A 24252-nucleotide genomic window follows, 5' to 3' on the forward strand; every position below is an offset into this window, starting at 1 on the left:
TTTGTACTAAGACAGCTGTGACTTTCACTTAAAATTTATGAATACTAAAATATTACAAAATCTCTGCTAAGCGTCAGCGCTTTAGGCTGTATGTTAGCAAATTTTCACGCTACACTGAGCAATATTTTATAATAGGTCACAAACCCATGGCATTAATCCGACAACGCAAACTGACGAAACAACAACTTCGACGCATCGATAAGCAGCAGTTGGATAGTCAAGACAGTATCGATGAAAGTTTGATGGATGGTGTGGTCATGGCGCACTATGGCAAGCAGTTAGAAGTGCAAGTGACCAGTTTGCCGGCATTCATACCTGTGCAGCCTGAAATCGCACCTGATGACCCTGAGCCGTTTTGGCAGGAGTTAGCGTTAGGCGATATTTGGCGCTGCCACGTACGTACCAATTTACCGATGCTAGCTGCTGGCGACCAAGTACGCTGGAATGCTGACTCTAATACCGGCTTTGGTCGGATAGAATCAGTCAAACCACGTACGTCAATGGTCTCACGCCCTGACCGTTATCATAAGCTCAAGCCTGTCGCCGCCAATGTCGATATTTTAGCGATTGTATTTGCGCCCTTGCCTGCTGCTGCCCCGACCCTCATTGATCGTTATTTAGTCGTCTGTCATCATGCTGGGGTCAAGCCTTTATTGGTACTGAATAAAGCCGACTTACTGGTACAAGAAAAAAACGTCGATACCAGTGAGTTATTGGCACAATATGCCGCGCTCGGTTATGAGAGCGTACTGACCTCAGTCGATTGTCCTGAAAACGTCGCTGATAGCGATGAGCAAGAAGGACTTGATGAGCTAAAACGTTATATAGATAAAAAGCTGGTTATTTTCGCAGGGCAATCTGGCGTCGGTAAAAGCAGCTTAATCAATGCTTTGTTGCCTGAATCAGCGCAAAGCGTCAATATCATCTCTGATAACTCAAAGCTCGGTCAACATACCACCACTACTAGCCGTTTATTGCCCTTTAACCCAGATGACTTGACTCAAGGTGGTATCGTCGATACCCCTGGTATTCGTGAGTACGGCATTTGGCATTTGACGCCTGATGACATCATCTCAGGCTTTGTCGAGCTAGCACCATTAGCTGGCGACTGTCAGTTCCGCGACTGCCGCCACACTTATAACAGCAAAGGCTGCGCCTTATGGGAAGCAGTTGCTGATGGCAAAGTATTGCAACGCCGCGTTGAAAACCTTGTGACGTTAAGAGAAGAGGCAGATACCAAACCTTATTAAGCCTTATCCATCGTTAATCAAGATGATGACCATCACACGTTTACTATGGATAAGCTAATCGGTATAATAGCGCCTTGTTCAATCCATTAGGCTGTCTTCTCAGCCTAATAGAACACTTATTTTTTTGGAGGTATGGTTTGGATCGTGCGCTGGAATTTGTGGGCAACCACCCGTTTTTATTTGGTATATTAGCCGTACTAGCCGTGCTGTTTTTTGCTATTGAAAACAAACGTAGCGGTAAAAAAATATCGCCCAATACTCTTGGTATGATGGTGAACTCTCAAAATGCGCAGCTTATCGATATCCGTGCCAAAAAGAAGTTTGTCACCGGTTATATCCAAGGCAGTCGCAATATCCCATTTACTGAGCTCAAAGACCGCATGGAAGAAATTCGTGCGATTGAACAGCCAATAATTATCATTTGCGACATGGGCGTACAAGCAGGCGCAGCCGTTCAAATGATTGGCAAAGAAAATGTCTATCGTTTAGAAGGCGGTATCGGCGGCTGGCAAGGCGCTGGGATGCCACTCGTTGGACTAAAAGATGCTAAGCAAAATAGTAAGGTCAAAGCAAAACCAAGCTTGCATAAGTAGTTTGAGCGCGCGCTTTATCAAACTATGACTTGCTATCTATCGATAGTGAGTAAAAAAGACACCTTTATATTAGGTGTCTTTTTTTATGTGACATTTATGATACTGGCAACAGTTTTGTATTTATTTAGCTTGAATTTACAGTGCACATCCCCATTTTATAGTGAGCATAATAAAATATCGGCTTATGATTTACTTGATTGCAGCCTCTATAGGCAAATTTTATAATATTGCTTTATACCCTATAACAATTTTCTACCCTATAACGATTTCTCTATAAACTTATAAATAAGGATGTATCATGACTGTATCTGTTAAAGTTTACACCACCCCTATCTGCCCATACTGCTCAAATGCTAAGCAACTGCTGAAATCTAAAGGCGTTGATTATGAAGAAATTGGCATGCACGACATGAGCCGTGAAGAACGCCAAGAATTAATGAAAAAAACCAATAACTACCGCACTGTACCGCAAATCTTCGTTGGCGAAACCTTTGTTGGTGGCTTTGATGAGCTCAACCAAATGAACCAGCAGGGCAAACTTGACGAGCTATTAGCGGGTTAATTTGCTATCTTGCCTCATGCGCTGTTTTTACTATTGTGAAAATAGACTAAGGCAATAATATAAAGTGCGGCTAAAAACATCGGGCTTTTGTCTCGATTTATATTACAATGCTGTTTTATTAAATCTTATTACGATTTTATTAAAGCGACAGTTTGCCCCATCAATTGATTAACTTTTAGAGGAATTATCATGGCTGAAGAACAAGTACAACCACAATTGGCACTAGAACGTATTTATGTAAAAGACATGTCACTTGAAGTTCCAGGCGCTAGCGTATTCACCAAAGAGTGGAACCCAGAGCTTGATATCAATCTGTCTAGCAATGCTGAAAAACTAGATGACGACCATTATCAAGTAGTCTTAACAGTTAGCGTTACGGCGAAAAACGCGGAAGAAGCGGCATTTATCGCTGAAGTGCATCAAGCAGGTATCTTCTTATTAAAAGATATCCCAGAAGACCAAATCGGTCAAATCTTAGGTGCTTACTGCCCGAACGTTTTGTTCCCATATGCGCGTGAAGTCATCAGCGACATCGTAACCCGTGGTAGCTTCCCACAGTTATTACTTGCTCCGGTCAACTTTGACCAAGCGTACGCGCAAAGCCAACAGCAAGTTGATGCTGAAGGTAATGCATAAGACTTAGCGTGATAAAGCATTAGCTTATTAATATCTGAAAGCCGTTTACTGATCTGAGTAAGCGGCTTTTTTATGGACGTTTTTTAATTATTTAGATATATGCTGATGTTGTTTATTATTCTTTGCCCATGAAAAAACCCTGCTCATTGCTAGTACTAGCGGCAGGGTTTTCAATAACAACAGTTGATTAGTCAGCTCCATTAAAAGCTGAAATACAAATACTAGCCTTTTAAAGCAGACAGTATTTGTTGTTTCACATCATCGATACCTTGAGTACCATCGAATTTATCATACTTAGGCGCATCACCGCCCTCAGCCGCTTTATTTTGATAAAAGCCAACTAAGGTAGAAGTCTGCTCATGATAAGTGGCTAAACGGTCACGAATGGTCGACTCTTTATCGTCTTCACGCTGGATTAGAGGCTCGCCCGTTACATCGTCAATGCCTTCTTGCTTTGGTGGATTGTGATCAACATGATAAACACGACCAGAACCTGCATGCTGACGACGACCTGACAGACGCTTAACGATTTCATCATCAGGTACACTGATTTCAATCACATGATCAATCGTCACATTCGCATCGGCAAGCGCTTGGGCTTGTGGAATGGTACGCGGGAAACCATCTAAGATACAGCCGTTCACACAATCAGGTTTAGCGATGCGTTCTTGCACGAGGTTAATGATCAGATCATCAGAAACCAAACCACCAGCATTCATGATATCTTTGGCCTTTTTGCCAAGCTCGCTGCCTTCTTTGATTGCTGCACGCAGCATATCGCCCGTTGAGATCTGCGGGATGTCATACTCTTTAGAAATGAACTGAGCTTGGGTGCCTTTTCCGGCGCCTGGTGGACCTAGCAAAATAATACGCATCATTACACGACTCTCCTTAATAAATAGGATTTTGGGACAAATAAAACTTAGGGATTGGTGGTTTGCAGAGCTTACCTTACCTTGTGGCTTTCAAAAGCTCAAGTATTTTTAGTATTGATGCAGCAAGATACGATGACTTATCTGTTCATTAGAGAAGGTTGCGCGCCATAAATGGGCAGATGGCGCGCACTTACTATATGCTGATAGCGTGATGCTTATTTATTAAGGAACTTGTTGATTAATATCAACATTCACTTGATTTTGCTCTGGGCTGAATACCACAGGGTTGCCGGATAAATCGCCTGATTCCGCCGTAGCCGTACCACTATGACTGATGCGAGCAATGACCGCTAATTGTACTTTTTCATCGCGAGCAGATTTTAGCGTACGCTCTGGCATCATTGCATCCAAATCACTTAGGCTAATCGTTGCCTCACCTTGCTTAATAATGCTAATCGGTAAACGCTTAGCAGCATACGGCGGACCGCCTTTAACATCGCGTATCGCTACAAACAACACATCATCAGCTTTAACCAGTGGCAACAAGGCAGCATCAATAGAGACGGTGACTTCAATACCTTGCGATGCTTGCTGTTCTTGCGCAGTGACATTGGCGCTCAGCTCGTCAAGACTACCAAGAGCTTGAGTATGGTCACCAGGTTTAGCAGCAATGCTTTCACGTAAACGCTTAATCCAACCTTGCGCTTCCGCAAAGTTACTACCACGTGCCTCACCCATTGCCATTAGCATCTGCGCACCTTCATGCTGTGGATTTTTGGCAAGGACATCTTGTAATACACGGCGGCTACTGGCATCAAGCTGACCTTTATTGGCAAAAAAGCTAATCTGCGCATAAGTGGTCGCAATCTCTTCATTGTCTGGTGACAGGCGGTAAGCGCGTGATAAAGCTTCAATCGCTGAATCGGTCGCTTCCAACGATAAGAACAGCTCTGACAAACGCATCCAGCGATCAGGATCATCAGCATGGCGATAGACGTTGGTCTGCATCGCGCTGATTAATTGCGTGCCATCTTCAATCGCCCAAGCCGGTGGCTGGTCAATCTTGCCGGTTAATAAATCATCGGCTACTTGGGCAACTTTATCTTCTGCTGTCCACAAGTCAAACACAGGTGTACGGTCACCGATTAAGAAGTAAGCCAGTCCTGCAAGTACTGGCACCCATACCATGATAATCAAACGACTTTTGATACCAGGTGCAACCATAGGCGTCACTTCACGCTGAGCATCCAATAGCTGACGCTCAAGCTCCGTTTTTTGATTTTGATAATGGGTGTCATCAATCGTGCCATTGTCTTTATCCGACTGCAACTCTATCAAACGCTCACGAAATACGGCGATATTGATGTCAAGCAGCTGATTGTCGACAGGATTTTCTCGTAAGCGCGACGCTCGTAACCATGGCATGATAACGATGAGTGCTAGTAGCAGCGCAATCAATAAGCTTAGGGCAATAAATAAGCCAAAAGTAGAAAATAGGGTCATTTTTTGTCCTCTATGCTTGTGATGTCATTGTCCATTCTAGTGATACTATCATTAGAATTGGCACGCGATAGCAGATGATCAAGCTCCGCTTTTTCTGCTGCTGATAACGCAGCAGCGCTTTCTACTATCATGCCACTTTGACCGCTAGCAGTCCGTTGCCTGCGCTTACTTTGCCAAAACCAGCCAGCAATTAATGTAATCAATAATAATGGCGGGAAAAACCACAATATCCACGTCGAAGGACGTACGGGTGGCTTATAAGTGATAAAGTCGCCATAGCGCTCTTGCATATAGGCACGAATCTCACCATCACTACGTCTATCTTTTACCATATCGTAGGTTTTTTGCTTTAAGTCTTGAGCAATCGGCGCATCAGAACCTGCCAAATTTTGGTTTTGGCATTTTGGGCAACGCAGCTCTTCGATAAGACCGCGATACTGCGCTTCTTGCTGTACTGAGTCAAAGTCATAGACGTCAATGGCGGCATAAGCATTGATACTTAATACGCTAAACAGGCAAGCGATTATTAAACTTACCAAATTTTTCGTGATAGATGTTAATGGCATCATAATCATTTGCACGCCTCCTTAACTTGCTGAGGGTCAGGGCTAACATCGTTTTTATCGGCTTCATTCAAAACCATCAAACAAGGCGTGATACGGCTTTGCCAATTACCCTCGTTAATTTCACCAACAATGTGCTGGCGAATAATGCCTTCACCATCGACAGTGAAAGTCTCAGGCGCACCCGTCAACCCTAAGTCCAAGGCAAACTGACCGGACAAATCTTGAATAGACATCGAAAACGGATCACCGCCTCGGTTCAAATAACCAAGTGCATTACCAATATCGTCTTTATAGTTAACGCCTACAAGATTGACACCGCGCTCCTCTAACTGCATTAAAAAAGGATGCTCAATGACGCAAGTTGGGCACCAAGAGCCCCAAACATTCATCAAAAACGGCTGATCAGGCAAGTTTTCATTGGTCATAACCCGACTGGTATCGGACAATAACGGTAGCTCAAAAGCTGGTACCGGACGCTCAAGTGCGGTATTGGTCACGATTTCGGTTGGCTGTCCCAAACGAAAATAAAGCATAACCATAACAGCAGCAAAGATGATCAGCGGAATCAAAAACCATATTCTAATTTGGCTTTTTTTCATCGTTTGACTGCCCTTTTGCTCAGGATTTTGTTGGGAAGGTTTATCTGACTGAGTCATCTTATTTCTCCCCTATTATTGCCGTAGCATCTGTCGCGTTTTTCACATCTAAATCAGCAACCGTCGCAAAACCTGACTGACTCGCAGCTGTCTTGGTTGTTTTGAAACGATAGCGTCTATCTAGCATACTCAGCAAACCACCCAATCCCATAATGATAGCGCCAAGCCATATCCAGCGAATTAATGGCTTCACATAAATACGTACTGCCCATTCATTGCTACCCTCAGCGATAGGTTCACCAAGTGCAACATACAGATCACGCATAAGGCTTGCATTAATTGCCGCCTCAGTTGTCGGCATCGTACTGATGATGTAAGTCCGTTTTTCAGGATGAAGTACCGCTACTTTTTTGCTCTTCTTACTTACTGTGACCTCAGCTTGCGTGGCATCAAAGTTACTGCCTCTAGTCTCTCTTAAATCTGTTAATTCAAAATCATAGCCTTGAACATTGACCGTTTCGCCAACACTCAATGCCACATCGCGCTCAATACTTAAGGTACTGGTGAAGGCAACACCGATAACCGCTACAATCACGCCAATATGTGCCGTTTGCTGACCCCAGTAACTTAGACGCAGCTTACTTAAACCTTGTAAGAAGCTTGGTGCATTTTTGGTTTTGTCTTTGAAATCAACCACCATCCAAAACAATACCCAAAAACTTACTGCTAACGTCACACCAATATTGAGCATAGCAGATGGACTAACAAAGTAGGTAATAACCGCGGCTAGTATAAGACTACTTGCCGCAATGACCATACCAACGCCTAACAGCGGACGACTGTCTTTTTTCCAGCGGATATTAGAGCCCATACCCATCGCTAGCATCAGCAGCCAGGTGAGTGGCACAAATAGGGCGTTAAAATAAGGAGCGCCTACGGATACCTGACCTAAGCTAAAGGCGTCAGCAATAATAGGATATAGCGTACCAAGTAATACCACTAACGTTGAAATCAAGATAATGACGTTATTAATCACTAAAAATGACTCGCGGGAAACCAGCTGATACTGACTCTCAATGGTCAAGCGCCAGCCACGCAGCGCAAACATCAGCAAACCACCACCGATGATGACACCAAGAATCCCTAAAATAACCAGACCACGGGTGGGGTCAGCGGCAAAAGAATGTACCGAAGTAATAACCCCAGAGCGTACTAAGAAAGTACCCAATAAGCTTAAAGCAAACGCAAAAATTGCCAGCATAATTGTCCATGCTTTAAAGACACCACGCTTTTCAGTAACCGCAAGCGAATGTAGCAATGCCAAACCAGCTAACCAAGGCATCAGCGAAGCGTTTTCGACCGGATCCCAGAACCACCAACCGCCCCAACCAAGCTCGTAATACGCCCACCACGAACCCAGTGCGATACCAACGGTTAAAAAGCCCCATGCAGCGAGTGCCCAAGGCCGTGACCAACGTGTCCAGACCGCATCTAAGCGCCCTTCCCACAGCGCGGCCATACAAAAGGCAAATGGCACGACCATACCGACATAGCCCATATAAAGCATCGGTGGATGGATAATCAAACCAAAATCTTGTAAGACGGGGTTTAAGTCAGCGCCATCGACAGGCAGATTTGGTAAAGTACGATCAAATGGTGACGAGGTAAAAATAAGCATTGCCAACATCATCATTTGCACGCCAGCCAATATCACTAGGACACGCGCGCGCATCGACAGTGGCAGTCCGCGACTAAAGTACGATACCAAAGCACACCACGTTGCCATGATCGTCATCCATAGCAGTAGCGAGCCTTCATGTCCGCCCCATGTCGCTGATAACTTATAATACCAAGGTAATAAAGTATTAGAGTGCTGCGACACATAGACAAGACTAAAGTCATTAAAATAGAAGCCTGCCATCAATGCGCCAAACGAGGTAATCATGGCCGCAAACTGCGCCCACGCTAAACTCGGTGCTAGACGCTGCCAAGCAACATGGTCGCGCATAACGCCTATCGTTGGTAATACCACCTGCAAAATCGCCAAGATCAAGGCGGAGAGCAAGGCAAAATAACCCAATTCTGTGATTAACATACGGTCTAACCCTGTTTACCTTAATACGGTCATTGTTTATTTTAGAGATTGATATGTCAGGATATTTGAAAGTATCCAATATGCGTTACTACTGATATCTTCTAATAGTATTTTCTGCTGCGACCATTGACTGCTTATCGCCATCAGCCATTATAGCTTGTAACGCTTACAGCATGGTACATTAGCGTTAACTTGTCACATTTGTGTATCCACTCTGTATGCGATGTGTAGAAAGAGTGTGAAAACCATTCTAGCCTTGCATAGAAGGGAAAAATACCAGGACCAAATGTAACCAACCTGCCAAAAATCCCGTTAAGCCGCCAAGCACAATCAGCGTCATCTCGTCCTCACGAAAAGCAGGACGTAATAAGTTTTGGAATTCATCTGGCGTCAGCGCACGAATACGGTCACGAAATAGCCCAAATATTTTACTAGCACGGCTCTCATTGAGCTCAGGGTCGCGTAGCGGCACCATAGTAGCGACAATTGACTTATCAATGATGGTATTTTTTAATTGCCCGAACTCGCGGCGACCTAGCCCCAATCGTAGGGTGGTATTAATCACAGGTGACTCTAGTACTTTATACAGATGCGATTTCATCAACTCACGCGTTTCGATAGCCTTGTCACCATACATCATCTCATTCATGATGTTCTCAAGCGTCACCAAATCTTTGACCACAATCTCAGCGAAAACCTCAGAGACCTCTTCTTGGCGCTTCATAAAGCCACCTTGTAGTCGATATCGAGCGATATGAGGTAATTGCGGTTTAATAAAGGGAAAACGACTCTGCAGCGCAAAGAACTTTAAGTAACGAATATAATGCGGCTCTACAGGATTAAATACCATCCAAATCGCAATCCAATTGGTCAAAAAGCCCCAAATAGCCGCAAAAAACGGCACGGTCCAATGCTGCGGCACGACCAAGAAGATAAACATCTGGATAACACCGAAAAGCAAACCAATCAAAGCACTGATGTGCCAGATAAAATTGATTTCTTTTTGTCCTACTTTTAAGAACATATTGACCATCAAACGACGATCACTTTCCATCTTATTGACAATCATCTTGCGCATATCGACCAAATCTTCGACATGATAGGTCAGGTCAGTGACCAAAGATTGCATGATACTCGGCAGCTCTTGATGCGCTTGGGCATAGACACGGCGCTTGAGCGCATAAGGCAGATTGCCCCACAGTGCTGGCGAATGATCGAGCATAATCTCATCGATCAAAATCTCAAGGTTTTTATCGACCGCCTCAGTGATGAACACCGCCATCTGGTCAGGTTCCATCGCCTGAAAAAACTCATCAAGCGAGCCAAGCTTAGATAACGTCTGATCAACAATTACGCCAGATATCTTGCCCGCCTTTCTTGGCACAATACCTTGCCAGCCAAGACCCGGTAGTCCAAAAAAGGGAAAATTAGGGATGCGAATACCGCGAAATTTAATCGGATAAAACAGCATCTTAAGCGCCATCCACACATGAATCCAAGTCACAAATGCTGTCACTGGTGGAATGGTTAGCATGGCAAGAAACTCAGGGTGCTCAGCGATTGCTTGCCATAATGAAGTTACATCCATGACTGTATATATCCTTGCCTTGATGATGATCGATGTTGACCAAATATCTTTAGCAGATTAGGAACGCTTAGCAATAAGGCGTGCTCTCCCCAATAACCACTACAAAATAAATCGACTGATTTTAGCATACTTGACATCCATTCGCACAGTTAGACCCTAGACAAGTTGTGACTAGAGATGACACGTTTTGGGCGCTGCTTTGGCGCAGAAAACCTTTAAGATAAAGTCGCAGCGCTAGTATCAATAGCCGATTTTACGATACGCCTTTAGCCTTTACTTGGTGATTAGCGACGTTGTTAAAAGCGTTATTAAATACGTTGTTATCTACAGTAACGTGCACCATAATGCCATCTTTCATAACCGCGATAAAATAAATGACTGTCTACTGCGTCATCGCTTTTGATCTGTTATAATTCGTCGTTATCGTTTGCGAGATATTTGTAGATATATAACGGCATTATTTTTGCTATTATATTAGCCCTTTATCTTTCTAAGCTATTGAATTAGCTTATTTTATCCTTTATGCTCCCCTCGCTTTACCTGCATGGCATTTGCTAATAGTCGCCTACAATTTTATCAATATAGCCTTTACTATCTTCTTGCTTTCTTGTCTCACTGACCGTTTAGGTATTAACTTTATATGAACAAACCGATCACTTCTGATACCGAACAGGTCAACCGTATTTTTGCCAGTCGAGTTATCATCCTTGGATTGTTGATGTTTGTAGGTTTGCTCGCATTGATAGCACGTTATGGGTTTTTGCAAGTTTTTGCGCATGATAAATATACGACCCAAGCAGACAACAATCGCATTAAGCTGATTTCTGCACCGCCAAGCCGTGGCTATATTTATGATCGCAATGGCGTCATTCTCGCTGACAATCAGCCAGTTTTCACCGCTATGCTCAGCCCTGATGAAGTGGAAGACCCAGAGCGTACCTTAAAATTACTGGCGCCTATCTTTGATTTGACCGATGAAAATATCACCGATATTTTGGCGCGGGTGAGTAGAAGTAAAAACGATCCGGTAACCATCAAGATTGACTTAACCGATGCACAGTTGGCACAGTTTAGTGAACGCAAACCTTTCTTTCGCGGTGTCAGTATCCAAAGCAAGCTTACACGCTCCTACCCTTATGATGAGTTGTTCGCCCACGTTATTGGCTATGTTGGACGCATTAACGATAAAGAATCCAAGCAGATAAACAAGGATCGTTATGCCGGTACTGACCTGATCGGTAAAATTGGCATTGAGGATTTTTATGAAAATATATTACTCGGACAACCCGGTTATCAATCGGTAGAAACCGATGCACATGGCAATATCCTGCGTCAACTTGATACCAAGGCACCAATCGCTGGTAACGACATTACCTTAAGCTTAGACTATGGCTTACAGGTCGTGGCGCAGCAGCAGCTTGATGGTCGACGCGGCGCTATTGTAGCGATAGACCCTAAAACAGGCGACGTATTAGCATTTGTCAGCAACCCAAGTTATGACCCGAACCCTTTCATCTCCGGCATCTCGTTTAAAGACTATGGCGATTTGCGTGAAGATTTGGATCAGCCGCTTTATAATCGTGCGCTGCAAGGTACTTATCCACCCGGCTCAACCATTAAGCCCTTTGAAGGCTTAGGCGGTATTCATTATGGTCTACGCAATTGGGAAACTACCATCTACGACCCAGGTTATTTTAGCCTGCCTGGTGACTCACACCGTTTTCGCGATTGGAAAAAAGGCGGACATGGTACGGTTGATCTCAAAAAATCTATCGTGATGTCGGTGGATACATATTATTATAAACTGGCTTATGAGATGGGCATTCAGCGCTTTCACGACTGGATGATAAAATTTGGTTTTGGTGAACAAACTGGCATTGACTTGCCTAATGAAAAACCAGGGATTATGCCCTCACCACAATGGAAAAAAGATACTTATGATAAGGGCTGGTTGCCGGGTGAAACCATCTCCGTCAGTATCGGTCAAGGCTATTTCTTAGCAACGCCGTTACAGATTGCCAATGCGACGGCGATGACAGCGAGCAAAGGTTATCATATTACCCCGCATTTACTAAAAAGTAGCGACGGTGCAGCAGCAGTCGATGTCATTACCAAACCGGATGGCAAGATTGATTATAATGGCAAACCATCTGACTGGCTGCGGATGCATGATGCCATGGAGCAAACGGTCAAAGCCGGTACTGGGCGTGGTATCTATACGCCGCGCTATCGTATCGCCGGCAAAACAGGTACCGCGCAGGTAAAATCCATTGCACAGGGTAAAAGCTATAATAAAGCCGCGCTGGATAAGCGCCACTGGGATCATGCGTGGTTTAATGGCTTTGCGCCAGTAGAAGACCCACAAATTGCCCTAGCGGTATTGGTCGAAAACGGCGGTGGTGGTAGTGTGGTCGCTGCGCCTATTGGGCGCGCCTTATTTGATTACTGGGTCTTGCAGCGTGAAACCAATCCTATTTTGCCACCCACTAATGATCAGCTAAAGGTCATTAAACGCCAAAAAGCGTTCGAAAAAGCCATGCGTGATGCCATACGTGATAAAGAAGACAAGGCACTAGAAGCAGCAAAAGAAAAGCGAAAAGCGAAACAAACAGAACCCGCTCAAACCGCGATAACGACAGCAAGCGCTGAGTAAAATATTCAGTATCAATTAGGCAACCAGAAAATGACGAAAAAGCCCTCAAGCGTGCGTAAGCCTAATAAAAAACAACAAGCAAAACCCATTGCCGCCGGTGAAGTACGTATCATTGGTGGTCAGTTCAAACGCCGTATTGTGCGTTTTGTTGAGGCAGAAGGACTACGTCCAACCCCAGATCGGCTACGTGAAACTTTATTTAACTGGCTGATTGCCGATATTCATGACGCTCATGTGCTTGATAGCTGTGCCGGTAGCGGTGTACTAGGCTTTGAAGCCTTATCACGTGGCGCCTCTCATTGCACTTTTATTGAAATGAATGCCCTGCAAAGCCAGATGCTGCGCCGAAGTGCCGAGCAATTACGGATTGATAGCGATAGCCATCAAATTATTCAAGGGTCAGCCGAGCAAGTGTTGCGACAAACCCATTTGACGCCGCGCCCCTTTGATATCGTTTTTATCGATCCCCCTTATGCACAAGATTTATGGCAGCCCATTTTAACGGCGCTCATTACTCAGTCATTAATCACGACAGAAACACTTATTTATCTAGAAGCTGATAAAGATTTAACCGATCAATTAAGCCAATTGGCGGAAAGCCTTAATCAAGACTCTGCCTCTGAAGCAGATACTATGCAAGGGCTGTTAAGTTTCGAGTGCTTAAAACAGACTAAAGTTGGACAAGTTGTCGCTGGACTTTATCAGCTTTCATCGTCATAATTGTCAGGTTAATAAAAGCCATTAACAAGTTTCAGCAATGTTTAAAACCGCTAAAAAACTGGCCAACGCTGCAGTTTAATGTATATAAGGCGAAAATAAACCCCAATGCAGCTTGCAAGCGTAGGCGCTACTGCTTATAATGTGCAGTCTGTTTTTTGAGAGCCCCGTTCCCAGCTAAACTCTCAACGAATTCTAATTTTAAGGTTTTATCATGAAAACACTTAGTGCAAAACCAGCTGAAGTGACCCATGACTGGTATGTCGTAGATGCTGACGGCAAAACCCTTGGTCGCTTAGCTACTCAAATCGCTACACGCTTACGTGGCAAGCATAAGACTTGCTATACTCCACACGTAGATACTGGTGATTTTATTGTTGTCATCAATGCAGAAAAAATCGCGGTAACGGGTAAAAAAGCGCAAGATAAAAAATACTATCGTCACAGTGGTTACCCAGGTGGTATTAAAGAAACCAACTTCACGAAGCTGATTGCACATAAGCCTGAAGATGTTCTACACAAAGCGATTAAGGGTATGCTTCCTAAAGGTCCTCTTGGCTATGCAATGATCAAGAAGCTAAAACTTTATGCGGGTACCGATCATCCACATGAAGCTCAGCAACCTAAAGAACTAGACATCTAAGGATACACTTATGGAACGCAATTACGGAACTGGTCGTCGTAAAACTTCTACCGCTCGTGTCTTTCTAGCGAAAGGTACTGGTGCTATTGTTGTTAACGGCAAACCACTTGATGAGTATTTTAGCCGCGAAACTTCGCGCATGGTTGTTCGTCAGCCTTTAGAATTACTTGACACACCTACTGCTTATGACCTTTACATCACTGTAAAAGGTGGTGGTATTAGTGGTCAAGCTGGCGCAATCCGTCACGGCATTACGCGTGCATTGATTGAGCTTGACGAAACCAACAAACCTGCTCTAAAAGCAGCTGGTTTTGTTACTCGTGACTCACGTCAAGTTGAACGTAAGAAATTGGGCCTACGTAAAGCACGTAAACGTCCACAATTCTCAAAACGTTAATCAAAGCTATCGCTTATATTTTTGCAGCCGTTGTCTTTATCTCAGAGCAACAGTTACAGTATTAAATATAAGAATAGATTTGCAAAACCTTATAAGCTGGTCACAGCTTATAAGGTTTTTTTATGCATGAAAGTTTTTATTCCTAATAGCCTTATAAAGATAATAATTTTTATTAAAACCAATTATTATATCCAACTATCTGAACTGAAAATCTGCCATCACATAGCATAAATTACCTTGCAAAGTCTCACGGACTACCCCATCATAATCATAACTTGTCATCATTAGTAATCATCTTATGAAAGCGCCTGAACAATACGATCCCAGTAAAGCAGCTGCAAAAGACAGCATGCCAAATCCGACGATTCAGCAGCCTGTTAAATCACCAGCCATACCTACTGGTATGCCGACGATTATCCAAAATCATAAGCGCACAGCACCTGTAGAAAAAAAGCCCTTTCAATGGCAGTTTCTAATGCCTAAATATTGGGGTATATGGTTACTCATTGCCATCATTGTGCCGCTGGTTTATCTACCCCTACGTTGGCAATTTTGGCTAGGTCGTAAGCTCGGTATTCTTATTTATACTGTGGTAGGCTCACGCGGCCGTGATACCTTGATTAATCTTAAGCTGGCATTTCCAGAAAAGCCGGAAGTTGAGCGTGAGCTGATGGCAAAGCAAGTGTTTGTCAATCAAGGGATTGGGGTGTTTGAAACGCTGTGTGCTTGGTTCCGTCCCAATGTATTTACCCGTACAGTGTCTATTTCAGGATTACAGCATCTTATTAATGCACAAAATGAGGGTCGCGCGGTCATCTTATTAGGTGCGCATTATACGATGCTCGATCTAGGCGGTATGCTCTGTACCCAGTTCTTCCCGATGGACGGTATGTATCGTCCACAGAATAATGCGTTACTTGATTGGTTTATTTATAATGGTCGTACTAGTATTCTTAGTAAGCAAATAGCCAGTAGAGATATGCGTAGTTTTGTCGAGTCGATTAAAGCTGGACACGTGATTTGGTACTCACCTGACCAAGACTATGGTCTTAAACAAGGCGTCATGGCGCCCTTCTTTGGTGTACCAGCAGCCACTATTACGGCATCACGACGTATGGCTAAATTGGGCGACGAAGCGCATCCCCCAGCACTCATGGCACTACATACCTATCGACAAACGCCAGACAATCTGCCAAGTGGCAAACGCCCACATTATCATTTGACCATTACTCCGGAATTAAAGAACTATCCAAGTAATGACGAAGTAGCTGACGCAACTCGTGTCAATGAAGTGTTAGAAGGATTGATTCGTATTGATCCAACTCAGTGGATGTGGTTTCATCGCCGCTTTAAAAATGGTCCTAATGGCCGTACTGACATCTATAAGTAGGCTTTTATTCCCAAGAAAACTGCCGAAAAAATTTGCTATACTTTGCAGCTTATATTTTGTGCTATTACCAGCATACAAATATCCTACATTGATAATAATTTGATAAACAAAACTTTTATAAATAAATAACGGATTTTTCATGAGTAACAACAACCACCCTGATAGCCAAGTTTCTGATACTTCTACACAAGCGAAACGTATTTTAACCGGTATTAAACCTACCGGTACCCTACATCTGGGTAATTACGTTGGCGCGATTCGTCCAGCCATTCAATCTATTCAAAATAGTGACGATGAAGCGTTTTTCTTTCTAGCTGATTATCATGGCATTATCGGCTGCTATGACCCTACCATTATTCATGAATCTACCAAAGCCATTGCTGCTACTTGGATCGCTTGTGGTCTTGATCCTGAGCGTGTGACTTTTTATCGTCAATCAGATGTACCAGAAATACCAGAGCTTGCTTGGGTTTTAAATTGCTCATGCGCCAAAGGTTTAATGAATCGTGCCCATGCTTATAAAGCGGCAGTCGATATCAATATGAAAAAAGAAGATGTCGATCCTGATCAAGGTATCAATATGGGGTTGTTTGGCTATCCAGTGCTTATGGCAGCAGATATCTTAATGTTTAACGCCACGCATGTGCCTGTTGGTCGCGATCAAATTCAGCATGTCGAGATGGCTCGTGACATTGCTGGCACCTTTAATCATCGCTATAAAACCCTCTTTACCCTACCATCTGCAGTTGTAGATGACGATATTCCATTACTAACGGGTCTTGATGGTCGTAAGATGAGCAAGAGCTATGGCAATACCATTCCGCTATTTGGTGAGCTAAATCCACAAGTTAGCGCTGAAAAACAGATGCATAAAGCAATTATGAAAATTGTCACCAACTCGCAATTACCTGCTGAGCCAAAAGACCCTGATGACTCTGCTATTTTTGAGATTTATAAAGCCTTTGCAACGCCTACTGAAATCGCCGACATGCGTGCGCAGTTTGCCGCTGGTATTGGCTGGGGCGATGCAAAACAAGCATTGTTTGACAAAATCAATGCAGAAGTTGCCCCATTTCGCGCACGTTACGAAGAGCTAATGGCCAATCCAAAAGAGCTAGAGGAAATATTACAGATGGGGGCAGACAAAGCCCGTCGCCACAGTCGTAAGCAACTAGATAAAACTCGCCGCGCTATTGGTATTCGTCCACTTGCCAAACTCAAATAATCATTTTCTGGCTACAAACTAAGACGGATGTTGAACGTGGAAACTGAGCCACAGCATAAACCAGTCGCTGCATCAAAAGCGGCGTTGTTTACAGGCGCTTATCAAGCGTCTGTATTGCTAAATAATAATGACTCTAAAGGTATCAAAGATAACTCAGAGATTAACGACATGTCTCTACGTATTTATCAGACACCAGTGCAGCATTTGCCAGATGATCTGTATGTACCGCCGCAAGCCTTTGCCATTTGGCTTGAGCAATTTGCTGGACCATTAGATTTCTTGTTATATCTGGTCAAAAAAAACAATGTTGATTTAACCCAAATGCCGATATTGCCTATTACAGAGCAATATTTGGCTTATATTAATGAATTAGATACTGAGCATTTTGAATTAGCAGGTGATTATCTACTGATGGCATCAACCTTGATTGCCATCAAAACTGAGCTGCTATTACCTAAGCCAGAAACGCCTACCGATGAGCGTGACCCAAAAGCTGAGCTGATTGAGCGCCTTGAAGAATACGCACAAATCAAAGCTGCCCGTCAGCGCTTAGATAATTTGGTTCGTCTGGAGCGTGATGTATTTTTGGCGATGGTTAGTATGCCAAGCCAAGATATTATGAATGCGCAGTTGCCAAACTACTCACCAAATCTGTTAATTGACAGTTTGTTTAAAATGCAATTGCAGCCCGATTATCAAATGCATACCATCAAAGTCGATGCTGTTCCTCTTTCTGATCGGATTGCCAGTATCAGTCGGCAATTAAGCACTGAGGGTGCTCGCTCCTTTTATGAGCTGCTAGATAAGACACAAGGTAAAATAGGTGTGGTCGTCAGCTTTGTCGCCGTGCTCGAGCTGATGAAGCGGCAACTGATTGGTGTGGTTAATAGCCATGTAGACAGTCATATCGATAATAACAGCCTTAATGACACCTCTACTATTCTATACGATACTCTTGGGCAATTAACCCTAGAATGGCTAGCATAATCCACACTATTTCAATAACTTATCTAATGTAAAACCACCAAAATTAAGAAGATAACACTGTAATGGCATACAAAGGTGATACCACAGAGGACTTGATGTCTCTTAATCAAACAAGCAAACATATCGAAGTGCTACTGCATGCATCAGAGGCACCCTTGACTGCTGCTAGTTTAAAAAAGCATCTATCATTGACAACCAAAACCTTAAATCAAGCGTTGGCATTACTAAAGCAACGCTTAGATTCAGGCGTATTAAGCTTACATGAAACTGCCAGTGGCTATCGTTTGCAAATTGCTGATGATTATAGTGTTTTAATTCAGCAAGTCTTCCCACAACGGCAAGAACGTCTCAGCCAAGCGTTGCTTGAGACGTTAAGCGTTATTGCCTATAAGCAGCCCGTAACACGCAGTGACATCGAGCATGTACGCGGTGTGACGTTATCTAGCAACATATTACGTCAACTGTTTGATAAAGGTTGGATTGAAGAGAAGGGTTATAAAGATACTTTAGGGCGACCAGCATTGTTGCATACTACTTCGCAATTCTTAGATGCTTTTGGCTTGAACCATTTAGATGAGCTACCACCGATGCCAGATATAAATGCCATAAGAGCAGCTTCTTAGAAAAAAATTTATACCATAAAAAAGGACACACCATTTAGGCGTGTCCTTTTTTTGTTTTAATGAATCAGCTTAATCAATAAAACGCTGATCAGTCCTACTGATTAATGATATCAACACCCTTTGGTGGTGTAAATTTAAATTGGCTGCTAGCAATGCTCGGGTTCATCTTAATACCACTGAATTTAATCGTTGTGGTTTGTCCCAAACTGTCATTGAGTACCATCATTACAGGCTTACCACCGCTAAAGCTCATTGATAAGCTCTTAAAGCTAGCACTGTCAGATTTTGGATACAGCACATAGTAGTTTTTATTGGCATATGGCTGAGTGATTTTAAAATTCTTATCAATTTTACTTGGGTCACCTGACAATAGTAGCGCTGGTGTATTGCCTACTTGGCTATCGACGTTCTGTTTGGTGGCTTGCTCCAAATCTTTATCATAAACCCACATCGAGCTACCATTTGCCACAATCAGCTGCTCTGACGGTGATTTGGTTTCCCATCGGAAATTGTTTGGACGTTGCATACTCATAGTACCGCTAAACGTGCCGCTGTTAGCGCCCTTAGTAGTTTGGCTAAAATTAGCCGTCATGCTTTTAGTCTTGGTCAACAGCTTATTTAGATTTTTGGCTGCTGTTAAATTGGTAGCCGGTGCCGCTTGCGCTGATTGAGTTAATGCTATTATAGGTGCTGCAACGCCAAGCGTCGTCATTAAGACACCTGCTAACGCGCCACCCATCATTTTTTGTTTTAAAGTTGTCGTCTGTTTATTCGATTGATTGGTTAATAAAGTCATTATAAATCCTCTCTTAAAATGCAAAATAGCATAAAAAATAAAACGTTCTATCAAATTTTTGTTTTCGGTAAATGTTTATTGCACCTAAAAAATTGATGTAATAAAACAATGAAGACAGTGTGCCAGTTTTTTTATTACGCGCCTAGACATGATTTGCAATCATTGCTACCACGGGCATACGCGCTTGTAACCGAAAATCTTGTACAGTAATAAATAGTATTTATGATATGTGAAATGATACAGATAGACTTTAATCTAATATTTTAGATGATACATCAGTACCTTATAGGCATAGCAAATAAGCTTAAAGACCAAGCATAAAAAGCCCCTACTACCAAACGGTAATAAGGGCTTTTTTAGTCATCGAATCGTTTTAGCTATTAAAACAATTCAGATGGGCAACTAGGCGCTTTCAACCATCACATAACGACGATTAAACTTACCTTTGGTCGCAAACTTTACCACACCGTCATTTAGTGCAAATAAAGTATGGTCACGACCCATGCCAACACCTTCGCCGGCGTGGAATTCTGTACCACGTTGACGAACGATGATGTTACCAGCAACGATGGTTTGACCACCGAAGATTTTTACGCCCAGCATTTTTGGGTTTGAATCACGACCGTTACGGCTTGAACCGGCAGCTTTTTTATGTGCCATGAGAAAATCTCCTTGTTAATGTGACTTATCGCTAATGCGATAACTCTTAAGCTTTTAGTGCGTTATTAGTTATCAGTAAACTGATAATCGTTAATTAAGCATTAATCGCTTTGATTTTTAACAAGGTATACCATTGGCGGTGACCTTGCTCTTTGTGGTAATGCTTACGACGGTTGTGCTTGACGATACGGATTTTTTCGCCGCGACCATGCTCAACTACTTCAACTTCAACACTAGCACCTTCAACGATAGGCTGACCGATTTTGACAGTTTCACCATCAACAATCATCAACACGTCTTCGAATTTGATCGTAGAGCCAGTTTCTGCTTTAAGTAGTTCAACTTTAAGCAACTCATTGACGACTACACGGTGCTGTTTACCACCAGTTTTGATTACTGCGTACATTGTATGACTCCGTTTAACCCGTGTGCCGTGGCTGATATCATACCAACGCTTCGACGACGAACACGACAGGGAAAAATTAAAGGCAAGATTCTACGGCTTTTTGCTCATAAAAGCAAGCCGATACTCTTGTTTTTGGTTGGTGGTAATACCAAAATTCTATGCCCATATCAGGCATAATGTCATTGATTAAGCAGCGTTATGTATAACACAGTTAATATCGACCGCCTAATAACAAGCAAGAATAAGGGTTAAAATCCAACAGCGGCCATTATAACTTATCTAATCAAATACTTACAGTTTTTTGTACATACGCAGTCATTGTTAATAAATTATTGTTGATTTAACCGCTACTTAAATAGATTCTAATGAGTAGGAGTGTAAGTCTTACCTCTTTAAATCGAGCAAGATAGTATTAAATAGCAAGCAAAAGCTACTGTTTTGCTAGATTTAAATCAACAATTTACCTATATAGCTATGCTATTATGCATAAAACGATAGCATGACTATAAACAGCTATTAAAACCTTCTTTATTTTAATTGGTATGATTATTCACTATGACCCGTACTTCTTTATTTAACGCTGCCGTTCCATTATCTACTACGCCATCCATCAACTTATCAACAGCGCCAAGCTATGCTGATATCCAAAGCATTGTTGCTAATGATTTTGAGATTATGGACAAACAGGTTTTTGGTAGTTTAAACTCCAAAGTCCAACTAGTAATGAGCGTGTCACAGCACGTTATCAATGCGGGCGGCAAACGTATGCGCCCATTGATTACGCTATTATGCGCGCGTATGCTTAATGATGAACCGTCAGAGCAAGCGATGCATTTGGCGGCGATTACTGAGATGCTGCATACCGCAACGCTAGTCCATGACGATGTAATTGATGAATCAGGGCAACGCCGTGGTAAGCCAACTGCGAACGCGACTTGGGATAATGCGACAGCTGTCTTGGTCGGTGACTACCTGATTGCCCGCGCCTTTAACTTATTGGTAGGCTTTCAAAGCTTGCCACTATTGCAAGTATTCTCAGATGGTACTTGTGACATTGCAGAAGGTGAAGTGCTACAACTACAGCATCAGCATAACCCTCAAGCAACTGAGCAAGACTATCTAAATATTATCGATGGTAAGACTTCACGGTTATTTATGATGGCAACTCAAGGGGCTGCAATTTTGCAAGGTCAGACGCAGCACTTACAAGCCTTAGCAGATTTTGGTCAGCACTTTGGTAATGCTTTTCAAATTGTCGATGATGTGCTTGATTACAGTGGCGATAGTGAGCTGATGGGTAAGAACCTTGGCGATGATTTGGCAGAAGGTAAACCGACTCTACCAACGATTAAAGCGCTTGAATTATTAAAAGATACAGATAAGGCAGGTTACGAGCAGCTACGTATTGCCGTGCAAACGGGCAAAACACCCAATGCAGAACAGCTTATTAACTTGGTACGTCACTCAGGCTCGCTAGATTATTGCAAACAGCGCGCTTTAGAGGAAACTAGGTTTGCGCAACAAGCGCTGAGTAGCCTACCTGACAATCGCTATCGTCAAGGCTTATATCAATTGACTGAACTTGCAAGCGCACGCTTGTTATAACTTCGCAAAGTAAATATTAGATGAATTATTACTTAGCTTTTAGTCAGACCGTAATAGCATTTATACTTAAGTATTGCTAAAGCACAGTTTTTCTGTACAGCTTCTTCTTCTACTGTATTTGTGTATCATTTTCTTAATGGTGCACCTCAATTTCTTTCAAATAAACAAAATTTAACAATGTTATTACTGGTATCCCACTATAGCATTTATCTTGTATTCTTGCTGTAACGCTTGTTTTTACAACGGTTTCTAAGAATTCATAGGGTCTATAGATGGTTTTTTCTTAGGAAAACCGTTTTTTGTGCCTTGACTGTGGGGTATACCCCATAGTTTATAATCCTTTATTAAATTAAATTTACTTATCCGGTTATTGCGCCTTCACTGGTCAATACACTTTGATTACGGTAAACGCATATTATTTTTTATATTCTTTACGTTAAGATGTATCCACAAACTTTTTATACTGTCACTATTAATTATTATATGATATTTATATTGCCGAGGACATTGATGAAGCACTCTTATCTTGCGCTTGTAATAGCATCTGTACTATCTGGAGCTGTACTGGTTGGCTGTGACAAAAACGAGGACGCAGCAGCTGGTCAAGCCGCACAGCAGCAGATGCCACCCGCCGTCGTCAACGTTCAGACTGTCACCCTTGAGAGCGTACCACAAGTACAGACTTTTGCTGGGCGCACAACAGCTTATCAAACCGCGGACGTCCGCCCACAAGCAAACGGCATTATTGACGAGGTATTGTTCCGTGAGGGCAGTAACGTCAAAAAAGACCAACCTTTATACCGTATCAATACCGATAATTACGTCACCTCTATTACCAGTGGTCAGGCGGCAATAGCGCAAGCTGAAGCCAATTATCAAACGGCTGTGGCCAATAACGCCAACGCCAAAGCAGATTTGGCAAGCCGCCAAGCATCACTAGCACAAGCGCAAAACGACTTGCAACGTTTGCAAGGACTGGTTGCTATTGATGCCATATCAAAGCAGCAATATGAGCAAGCGCAAACTGCCGTACGTACTGCGCAAGCGGCTGTACAAAGTGCCAATGCTGCTATCGGTCAATCGCAAGCGGGTATTGAAAGTGCCAAAGCTGGTATTCAAACTGCTAAAGCTGGCTTACAAGCAAGCACTTTAGATTTGAACCGTACTATTGTACGCGCCCCTATCTCAGGTCGTAGTGATCGCTCTAGCGTCACTGCTGGTACTTTGGTTAGTGCGGGTCAACCTACTCCTTTGGTGACTATCTCACGCCTAGACCCTATCTATGTCGACATCAGTCAATCCTCTTCTGAGCTACTAAAATTGCGTCAGCAAATCTCTGCCGGCAAAGCACAAGCAGGAATGAACTCGGTTGAGTTGGTATTAGAGGATGGCTCAACGTATGCCGTACGCGGTGAGCTTGCCTTATCAGAAGCCAAAGTAGACGAGTCGACAGGTGCTGTGACCTTGCGTGCCGTCTTCCCGAATAATAGTAATATTTTATTACCGGGTATGTATGTCAGCGCCCGTTTAACGCAAAGCGTGATTACCAATGCGGCACTCGTCCCACAAAGTGCAGTCATGCGCTCAACTAAAAGTGAAACGCAAGTTTATATCGTCGATGAAAACAACAAAATCCAAGTTCGTCCGGTTACAGTTAATGGCACATACAAAGGACAATGGGTGGTCACTGACGGTCTGAAAGCTGGCGATAAGGTAGTGATTATCGGTGGCGCAAAAGTGAAGCCTGAACAAGAGGTTGTTGCGAAGCCATTAGAAAATCCAAACCCTGCGCCTGCTGCAAAAGATGCTGCTGCAAAAGATGCTGCTGCAAAAACACCGCAGCAAGCTGCAAAATCAGCCGCCAAATAATTCCATTCAAAGCTAGG

Annotated in this window: 23 protein-coding genes; 14 read left to right on the forward strand and 9 right to left on the reverse strand. The window is 43.1% G+C overall.

Annotated elements, in window-relative coordinates; genetic code table 11:
- Positions 1 to 146 precede the first annotated feature (146 nt).
- The 4 genes from rsgA to secB all read left to right on the forward strand — a co-directional run bounded on the left by rsgA (position 147) and on the right by secB (position 3041).
- Positions 147 to 1250, forward strand: coding sequence for a ribosome small subunit-dependent GTPase A (gene rsgA / locus ACMHKH_RS06650; RefSeq protein ID WP_413519858.1), 1104 nt, complete (start codon positions 147 to 149; stop codon positions 1248 to 1250).
- Between the two features lie 137 nt (positions 1251 to 1387).
- On the forward strand, positions 1388 to 1843 hold the full coding sequence (locus ACMHKH_RS06655; RefSeq protein WP_413519859.1) for a rhodanese-like domain-containing protein: 456 nt from the start codon (positions 1388 to 1390) through the stop codon (positions 1841 to 1843).
- 298 nt (positions 1844 to 2141) lie between these two features.
- Positions 2142 to 2405, forward strand: coding sequence for a glutaredoxin 3 (gene grxC / locus ACMHKH_RS06660; RefSeq protein ID WP_413519860.1), 264 nt, complete (start codon positions 2142 to 2144; stop codon positions 2403 to 2405).
- A 186-nt stretch (positions 2406 to 2591) separates the two neighbouring features.
- A complete protein-coding gene (secB, locus tag ACMHKH_RS06665; RefSeq protein WP_413519907.1) occupies positions 2592 to 3041 on the forward strand; it encodes a protein-export chaperone SecB in 450 nt (149 codons plus the stop codon).
- Between the two features lie 221 nt (positions 3042 to 3262).
- On the opposite strand, the gene adk is transcribed toward secB, so the two are convergent.
- The 6 genes from adk to ACMHKH_RS06695 form a co-directional block, all read right to left on the reverse strand.
- Complete coding sequence (adk, locus tag ACMHKH_RS06670) at positions 3263 to 3916, reverse strand: adenylate kinase (protein WP_413519908.1); 654 nt, start codon at positions 3914 to 3916, stop codon at positions 3263 to 3265.
- Between the two features lie 222 nt (positions 3917 to 4138).
- Complete coding sequence (gene ccmI, locus ACMHKH_RS06675; RefSeq protein WP_413519861.1) at positions 4139 to 5419, reverse strand: c-type cytochrome biogenesis protein CcmI; 1281 nt, start codon at positions 5417 to 5419, stop codon at positions 4139 to 4141.
- On the reverse strand, positions 5416 to 5994 hold the full coding sequence (locus tag ACMHKH_RS06680; RefSeq protein WP_413519862.1) for a cytochrome c-type biogenesis protein: 579 nt from the start codon (positions 5992 to 5994) through the stop codon (positions 5416 to 5418). The genes ccmI and ACMHKH_RS06680 overlap by 4 nt, the downstream gene beginning before the upstream one ends.
- Complete coding sequence (locus ACMHKH_RS06685) at positions 5991 to 6641, reverse strand: DsbE family thiol:disulfide interchange protein (protein WP_413519863.1); 651 nt, start codon at positions 6639 to 6641, stop codon at positions 5991 to 5993. Before ACMHKH_RS06685 ends, ACMHKH_RS06680 begins: the two co-directional genes overlap by 4 nt.
- Before the next feature lies 1 nt (position 6642).
- Positions 6643 to 8676 (reverse strand): heme lyase CcmF/NrfE family subunit, encoded by a 2034-nt coding sequence (locus ACMHKH_RS06690; protein ID WP_413519864.1) that lies wholly within the window; start codon positions 8674 to 8676, stop codon positions 6643 to 6645.
- Between the two features lie 250 nt (positions 8677 to 8926).
- Positions 8927 to 10264: a hypothetical protein gene (locus ACMHKH_RS06695; protein WP_413519865.1), complete on the reverse strand. Its 1338-nt coding sequence runs from the start codon at positions 10262 to 10264 to the stop codon at positions 8927 to 8929.
- Between the two features lie 640 nt (positions 10265 to 10904).
- On the opposite strand from ACMHKH_RS06695, the gene mrdA reads away from it, so the two are divergent.
- The 8 genes from mrdA to scpB all read left to right on the forward strand — a co-directional run bounded on the left by mrdA (position 10905) and on the right by scpB (position 18899).
- On the forward strand, positions 10905 to 12917 hold the full coding sequence (gene mrdA, locus ACMHKH_RS06700) for a penicillin-binding protein 2 (RefSeq protein ID WP_413519866.1): 2013 nt from the start codon (positions 10905 to 10907) through the stop codon (positions 12915 to 12917).
- A 30-nt stretch (positions 12918 to 12947) separates the two neighbouring features.
- Positions 12948 to 13637 (forward strand): 16S rRNA (guanine(966)-N(2))-methyltransferase RsmD, encoded by a 690-nt coding sequence (gene rsmD / locus ACMHKH_RS06705; RefSeq protein WP_413519867.1) that lies wholly within the window; start codon positions 12948 to 12950, stop codon positions 13635 to 13637.
- 211 nt (positions 13638 to 13848) lie between these two features.
- Positions 13849 to 14277: a 50S ribosomal protein L13 gene (gene rplM, locus ACMHKH_RS06710; RefSeq protein WP_413519868.1), complete on the forward strand. Its 429-nt coding sequence runs from the start codon at positions 13849 to 13851 to the stop codon at positions 14275 to 14277.
- Between the two features lie 10 nt (positions 14278 to 14287).
- Positions 14288 to 14674 (forward strand): 30S ribosomal protein S9, encoded by a 387-nt coding sequence (gene rpsI, locus ACMHKH_RS06715; RefSeq protein WP_413519869.1) that lies wholly within the window; start codon positions 14288 to 14290, stop codon positions 14672 to 14674.
- A gap of 298 nt (positions 14675 to 14972) precedes the next feature.
- The gene (locus ACMHKH_RS06720; RefSeq protein ID WP_413519870.1) at positions 14973 to 16064 is read left to right on the forward strand and encodes a lipid A biosynthesis acyltransferase; all 1092 of its coding nucleotides are present in this window, start codon (positions 14973 to 14975) and stop codon (positions 16062 to 16064) included.
- A 139-nt stretch (positions 16065 to 16203) separates the two neighbouring features.
- On the forward strand, positions 16204 to 17289 hold the full coding sequence (gene trpS / locus ACMHKH_RS06725) for a tryptophan--tRNA ligase (RefSeq protein ID WP_413519871.1): 1086 nt from the start codon (positions 16204 to 16206) through the stop codon (positions 17287 to 17289).
- 168 nt (positions 17290 to 17457) lie between these two features.
- On the forward strand, positions 17458 to 18276 hold the full coding sequence (locus tag ACMHKH_RS06730; protein WP_413519909.1) for a segregation and condensation protein A: 819 nt from the start codon (positions 17458 to 17460) through the stop codon (positions 18274 to 18276).
- 62 nt (positions 18277 to 18338) lie between these two features.
- Positions 18339 to 18899, forward strand: a complete 561-nt coding sequence (gene scpB / locus ACMHKH_RS06735; RefSeq protein WP_413519872.1) for an SMC-Scp complex subunit ScpB — start codon at positions 18339 to 18341, stop codon at positions 18897 to 18899.
- A 94-nt stretch (positions 18900 to 18993) separates the two neighbouring features.
- Here the strand turns inward: scpB and lolA are convergent, their stop codons facing one another.
- From lolA to rplU, 3 genes are all read right to left on the reverse strand, one after another.
- Entirely contained in the window at positions 18994 to 19695 is a 702-nt protein-coding gene (gene lolA, locus ACMHKH_RS06740; protein ID WP_413519873.1) for an outer membrane lipoprotein chaperone LolA, read from the reverse strand.
- Positions 19696 to 20097: 402 nt separating this feature from the next.
- Positions 20098 to 20355 (reverse strand): 50S ribosomal protein L27, encoded by a 258-nt coding sequence (rpmA, locus tag ACMHKH_RS06745; protein WP_193011160.1) that lies wholly within the window; start codon positions 20353 to 20355, stop codon positions 20098 to 20100.
- 94 nt (positions 20356 to 20449) lie between these two features.
- Positions 20450 to 20761 (reverse strand): 50S ribosomal protein L21, encoded by a 312-nt coding sequence (rplU, locus tag ACMHKH_RS06750; RefSeq protein WP_413519874.1) that lies wholly within the window; start codon positions 20759 to 20761, stop codon positions 20450 to 20452.
- A 675-nt stretch (positions 20762 to 21436) separates the two neighbouring features.
- Here rplU and ACMHKH_RS06755 point away from each other — a divergent pair.
- Together ACMHKH_RS06755 and ACMHKH_RS06760 are read left to right on the forward strand one after the other, a co-directional pair.
- Positions 21437 to 22366 (forward strand): polyprenyl synthetase family protein, encoded by a 930-nt coding sequence (locus ACMHKH_RS06755; RefSeq protein ID WP_413519910.1) that lies wholly within the window; start codon positions 21437 to 21439, stop codon positions 22364 to 22366.
- Positions 22367 to 22876: 510 nt separating this feature from the next.
- Positions 22877 to 24235, forward strand: coding sequence for an efflux RND transporter periplasmic adaptor subunit (locus ACMHKH_RS06760; protein ID WP_413519875.1), 1359 nt, complete (start codon positions 22877 to 22879; stop codon positions 24233 to 24235).
- Positions 24236 to 24252: the final 17 nt, after the last annotated feature.

The organism is Psychrobacter glacincola (assembly GCF_965118485.1).
Lineage (GTDB): Bacteria > Pseudomonadota > Gammaproteobacteria > Pseudomonadales > Moraxellaceae > Psychrobacter > Psychrobacter glacincola_D.

What these genes read in the sequence shown, in the direction of transcription:
- rsgA (WP_413519858.1), top strand. Translation starts at nt 147, where the DNA reads ATGGCATTAATCCGACAACGCAAACTGACGAAACAACAACTTCGACGC.
- grxC (WP_413519860.1), top strand. Translation starts at nt 2,142, where the DNA reads ATGACTGTATCTGTTAAAGTTTACACCACCCCTATCTGCCCATACTGC.
- adk (WP_413519908.1), bottom strand. Translation starts at nt 3,916, where the DNA reads ATGCGTATTATTTTGCTAGGTCCACCAGGCGCCGGAAAAGGCACCCAA.
- ccmI (WP_413519861.1), bottom strand. Translation starts at nt 5,419, where the DNA reads ATGACCCTATTTTCTACTTTTGGCTTATTTATTGCCCTAAGCTTATTG.
- ACMHKH_RS06680 (WP_413519862.1), bottom strand. Translation starts at nt 5,994, where the DNA reads ATGATTATGATGCCATTAACATCTATCACGAAAAATTTGGTAAGTTTA.
- ACMHKH_RS06685 (WP_413519863.1), bottom strand. Translation starts at nt 6,641, where the DNA reads ATGACTCAGTCAGATAAACCTTCCCAACAAAATCCTGAGCAAAAGGGC.
- ACMHKH_RS06690 (WP_413519864.1), bottom strand. Translation starts at nt 8,676, where the DNA reads ATGTTAATCACAGAATTGGGTTATTTTGCCTTGCTCTCCGCCTTGATC.
- ACMHKH_RS06695 (WP_413519865.1), bottom strand. Translation starts at nt 10,264, where the DNA reads ATGGATGTAACTTCATTATGGCAAGCAATCGCTGAGCACCCTGAGTTT.
- mrdA (WP_413519866.1), top strand. Translation starts at nt 10,905, where the DNA reads ATGAACAAACCGATCACTTCTGATACCGAACAGGTCAACCGTATTTTT.
- rsmD (WP_413519867.1), top strand. Translation starts at nt 12,948, where the DNA reads ATGACGAAAAAGCCCTCAAGCGTGCGTAAGCCTAATAAAAAACAACAA.
- rplM (WP_413519868.1), top strand. Translation starts at nt 13,849, where the DNA reads ATGAAAACACTTAGTGCAAAACCAGCTGAAGTGACCCATGACTGGTAT.
- rpsI (WP_413519869.1), top strand. Translation starts at nt 14,288, where the DNA reads ATGGAACGCAATTACGGAACTGGTCGTCGTAAAACTTCTACCGCTCGT.
- ACMHKH_RS06720 (WP_413519870.1), top strand. Translation starts at nt 14,973, where the DNA reads ATGAAAGCGCCTGAACAATACGATCCCAGTAAAGCAGCTGCAAAAGAC.
- trpS (WP_413519871.1), top strand. Translation starts at nt 16,204, where the DNA reads ATGAGTAACAACAACCACCCTGATAGCCAAGTTTCTGATACTTCTACA.
- ACMHKH_RS06730 (WP_413519909.1), top strand. Translation starts at nt 17,458, where the DNA reads ATGTCTCTACGTATTTATCAGACACCAGTGCAGCATTTGCCAGATGAT.
- scpB (WP_413519872.1), top strand. Translation starts at nt 18,339, where the DNA reads ATGGCATACAAAGGTGATACCACAGAGGACTTGATGTCTCTTAATCAA.
- lolA (WP_413519873.1), bottom strand. Translation starts at nt 19,695, where the DNA reads ATGACTTTATTAACCAATCAATCGAATAAACAGACGACAACTTTAAAA.
- rpmA (WP_193011160.1), bottom strand. Translation starts at nt 20,355, where the DNA reads ATGGCACATAAAAAAGCTGCCGGTTCAAGCCGTAACGGTCGTGATTCA.
- rplU (WP_413519874.1), bottom strand. Translation starts at nt 20,761, where the DNA reads ATGTACGCAGTAATCAAAACTGGTGGTAAACAGCACCGTGTAGTCGTC.
- ACMHKH_RS06755 (WP_413519910.1), top strand. Translation starts at nt 21,437, where the DNA reads ATGGACAAACAGGTTTTTGGTAGTTTAAACTCCAAAGTCCAACTAGTA.
- ACMHKH_RS06760 (WP_413519875.1), top strand. Translation starts at nt 22,877, where the DNA reads ATGAAGCACTCTTATCTTGCGCTTGTAATAGCATCTGTACTATCTGGA.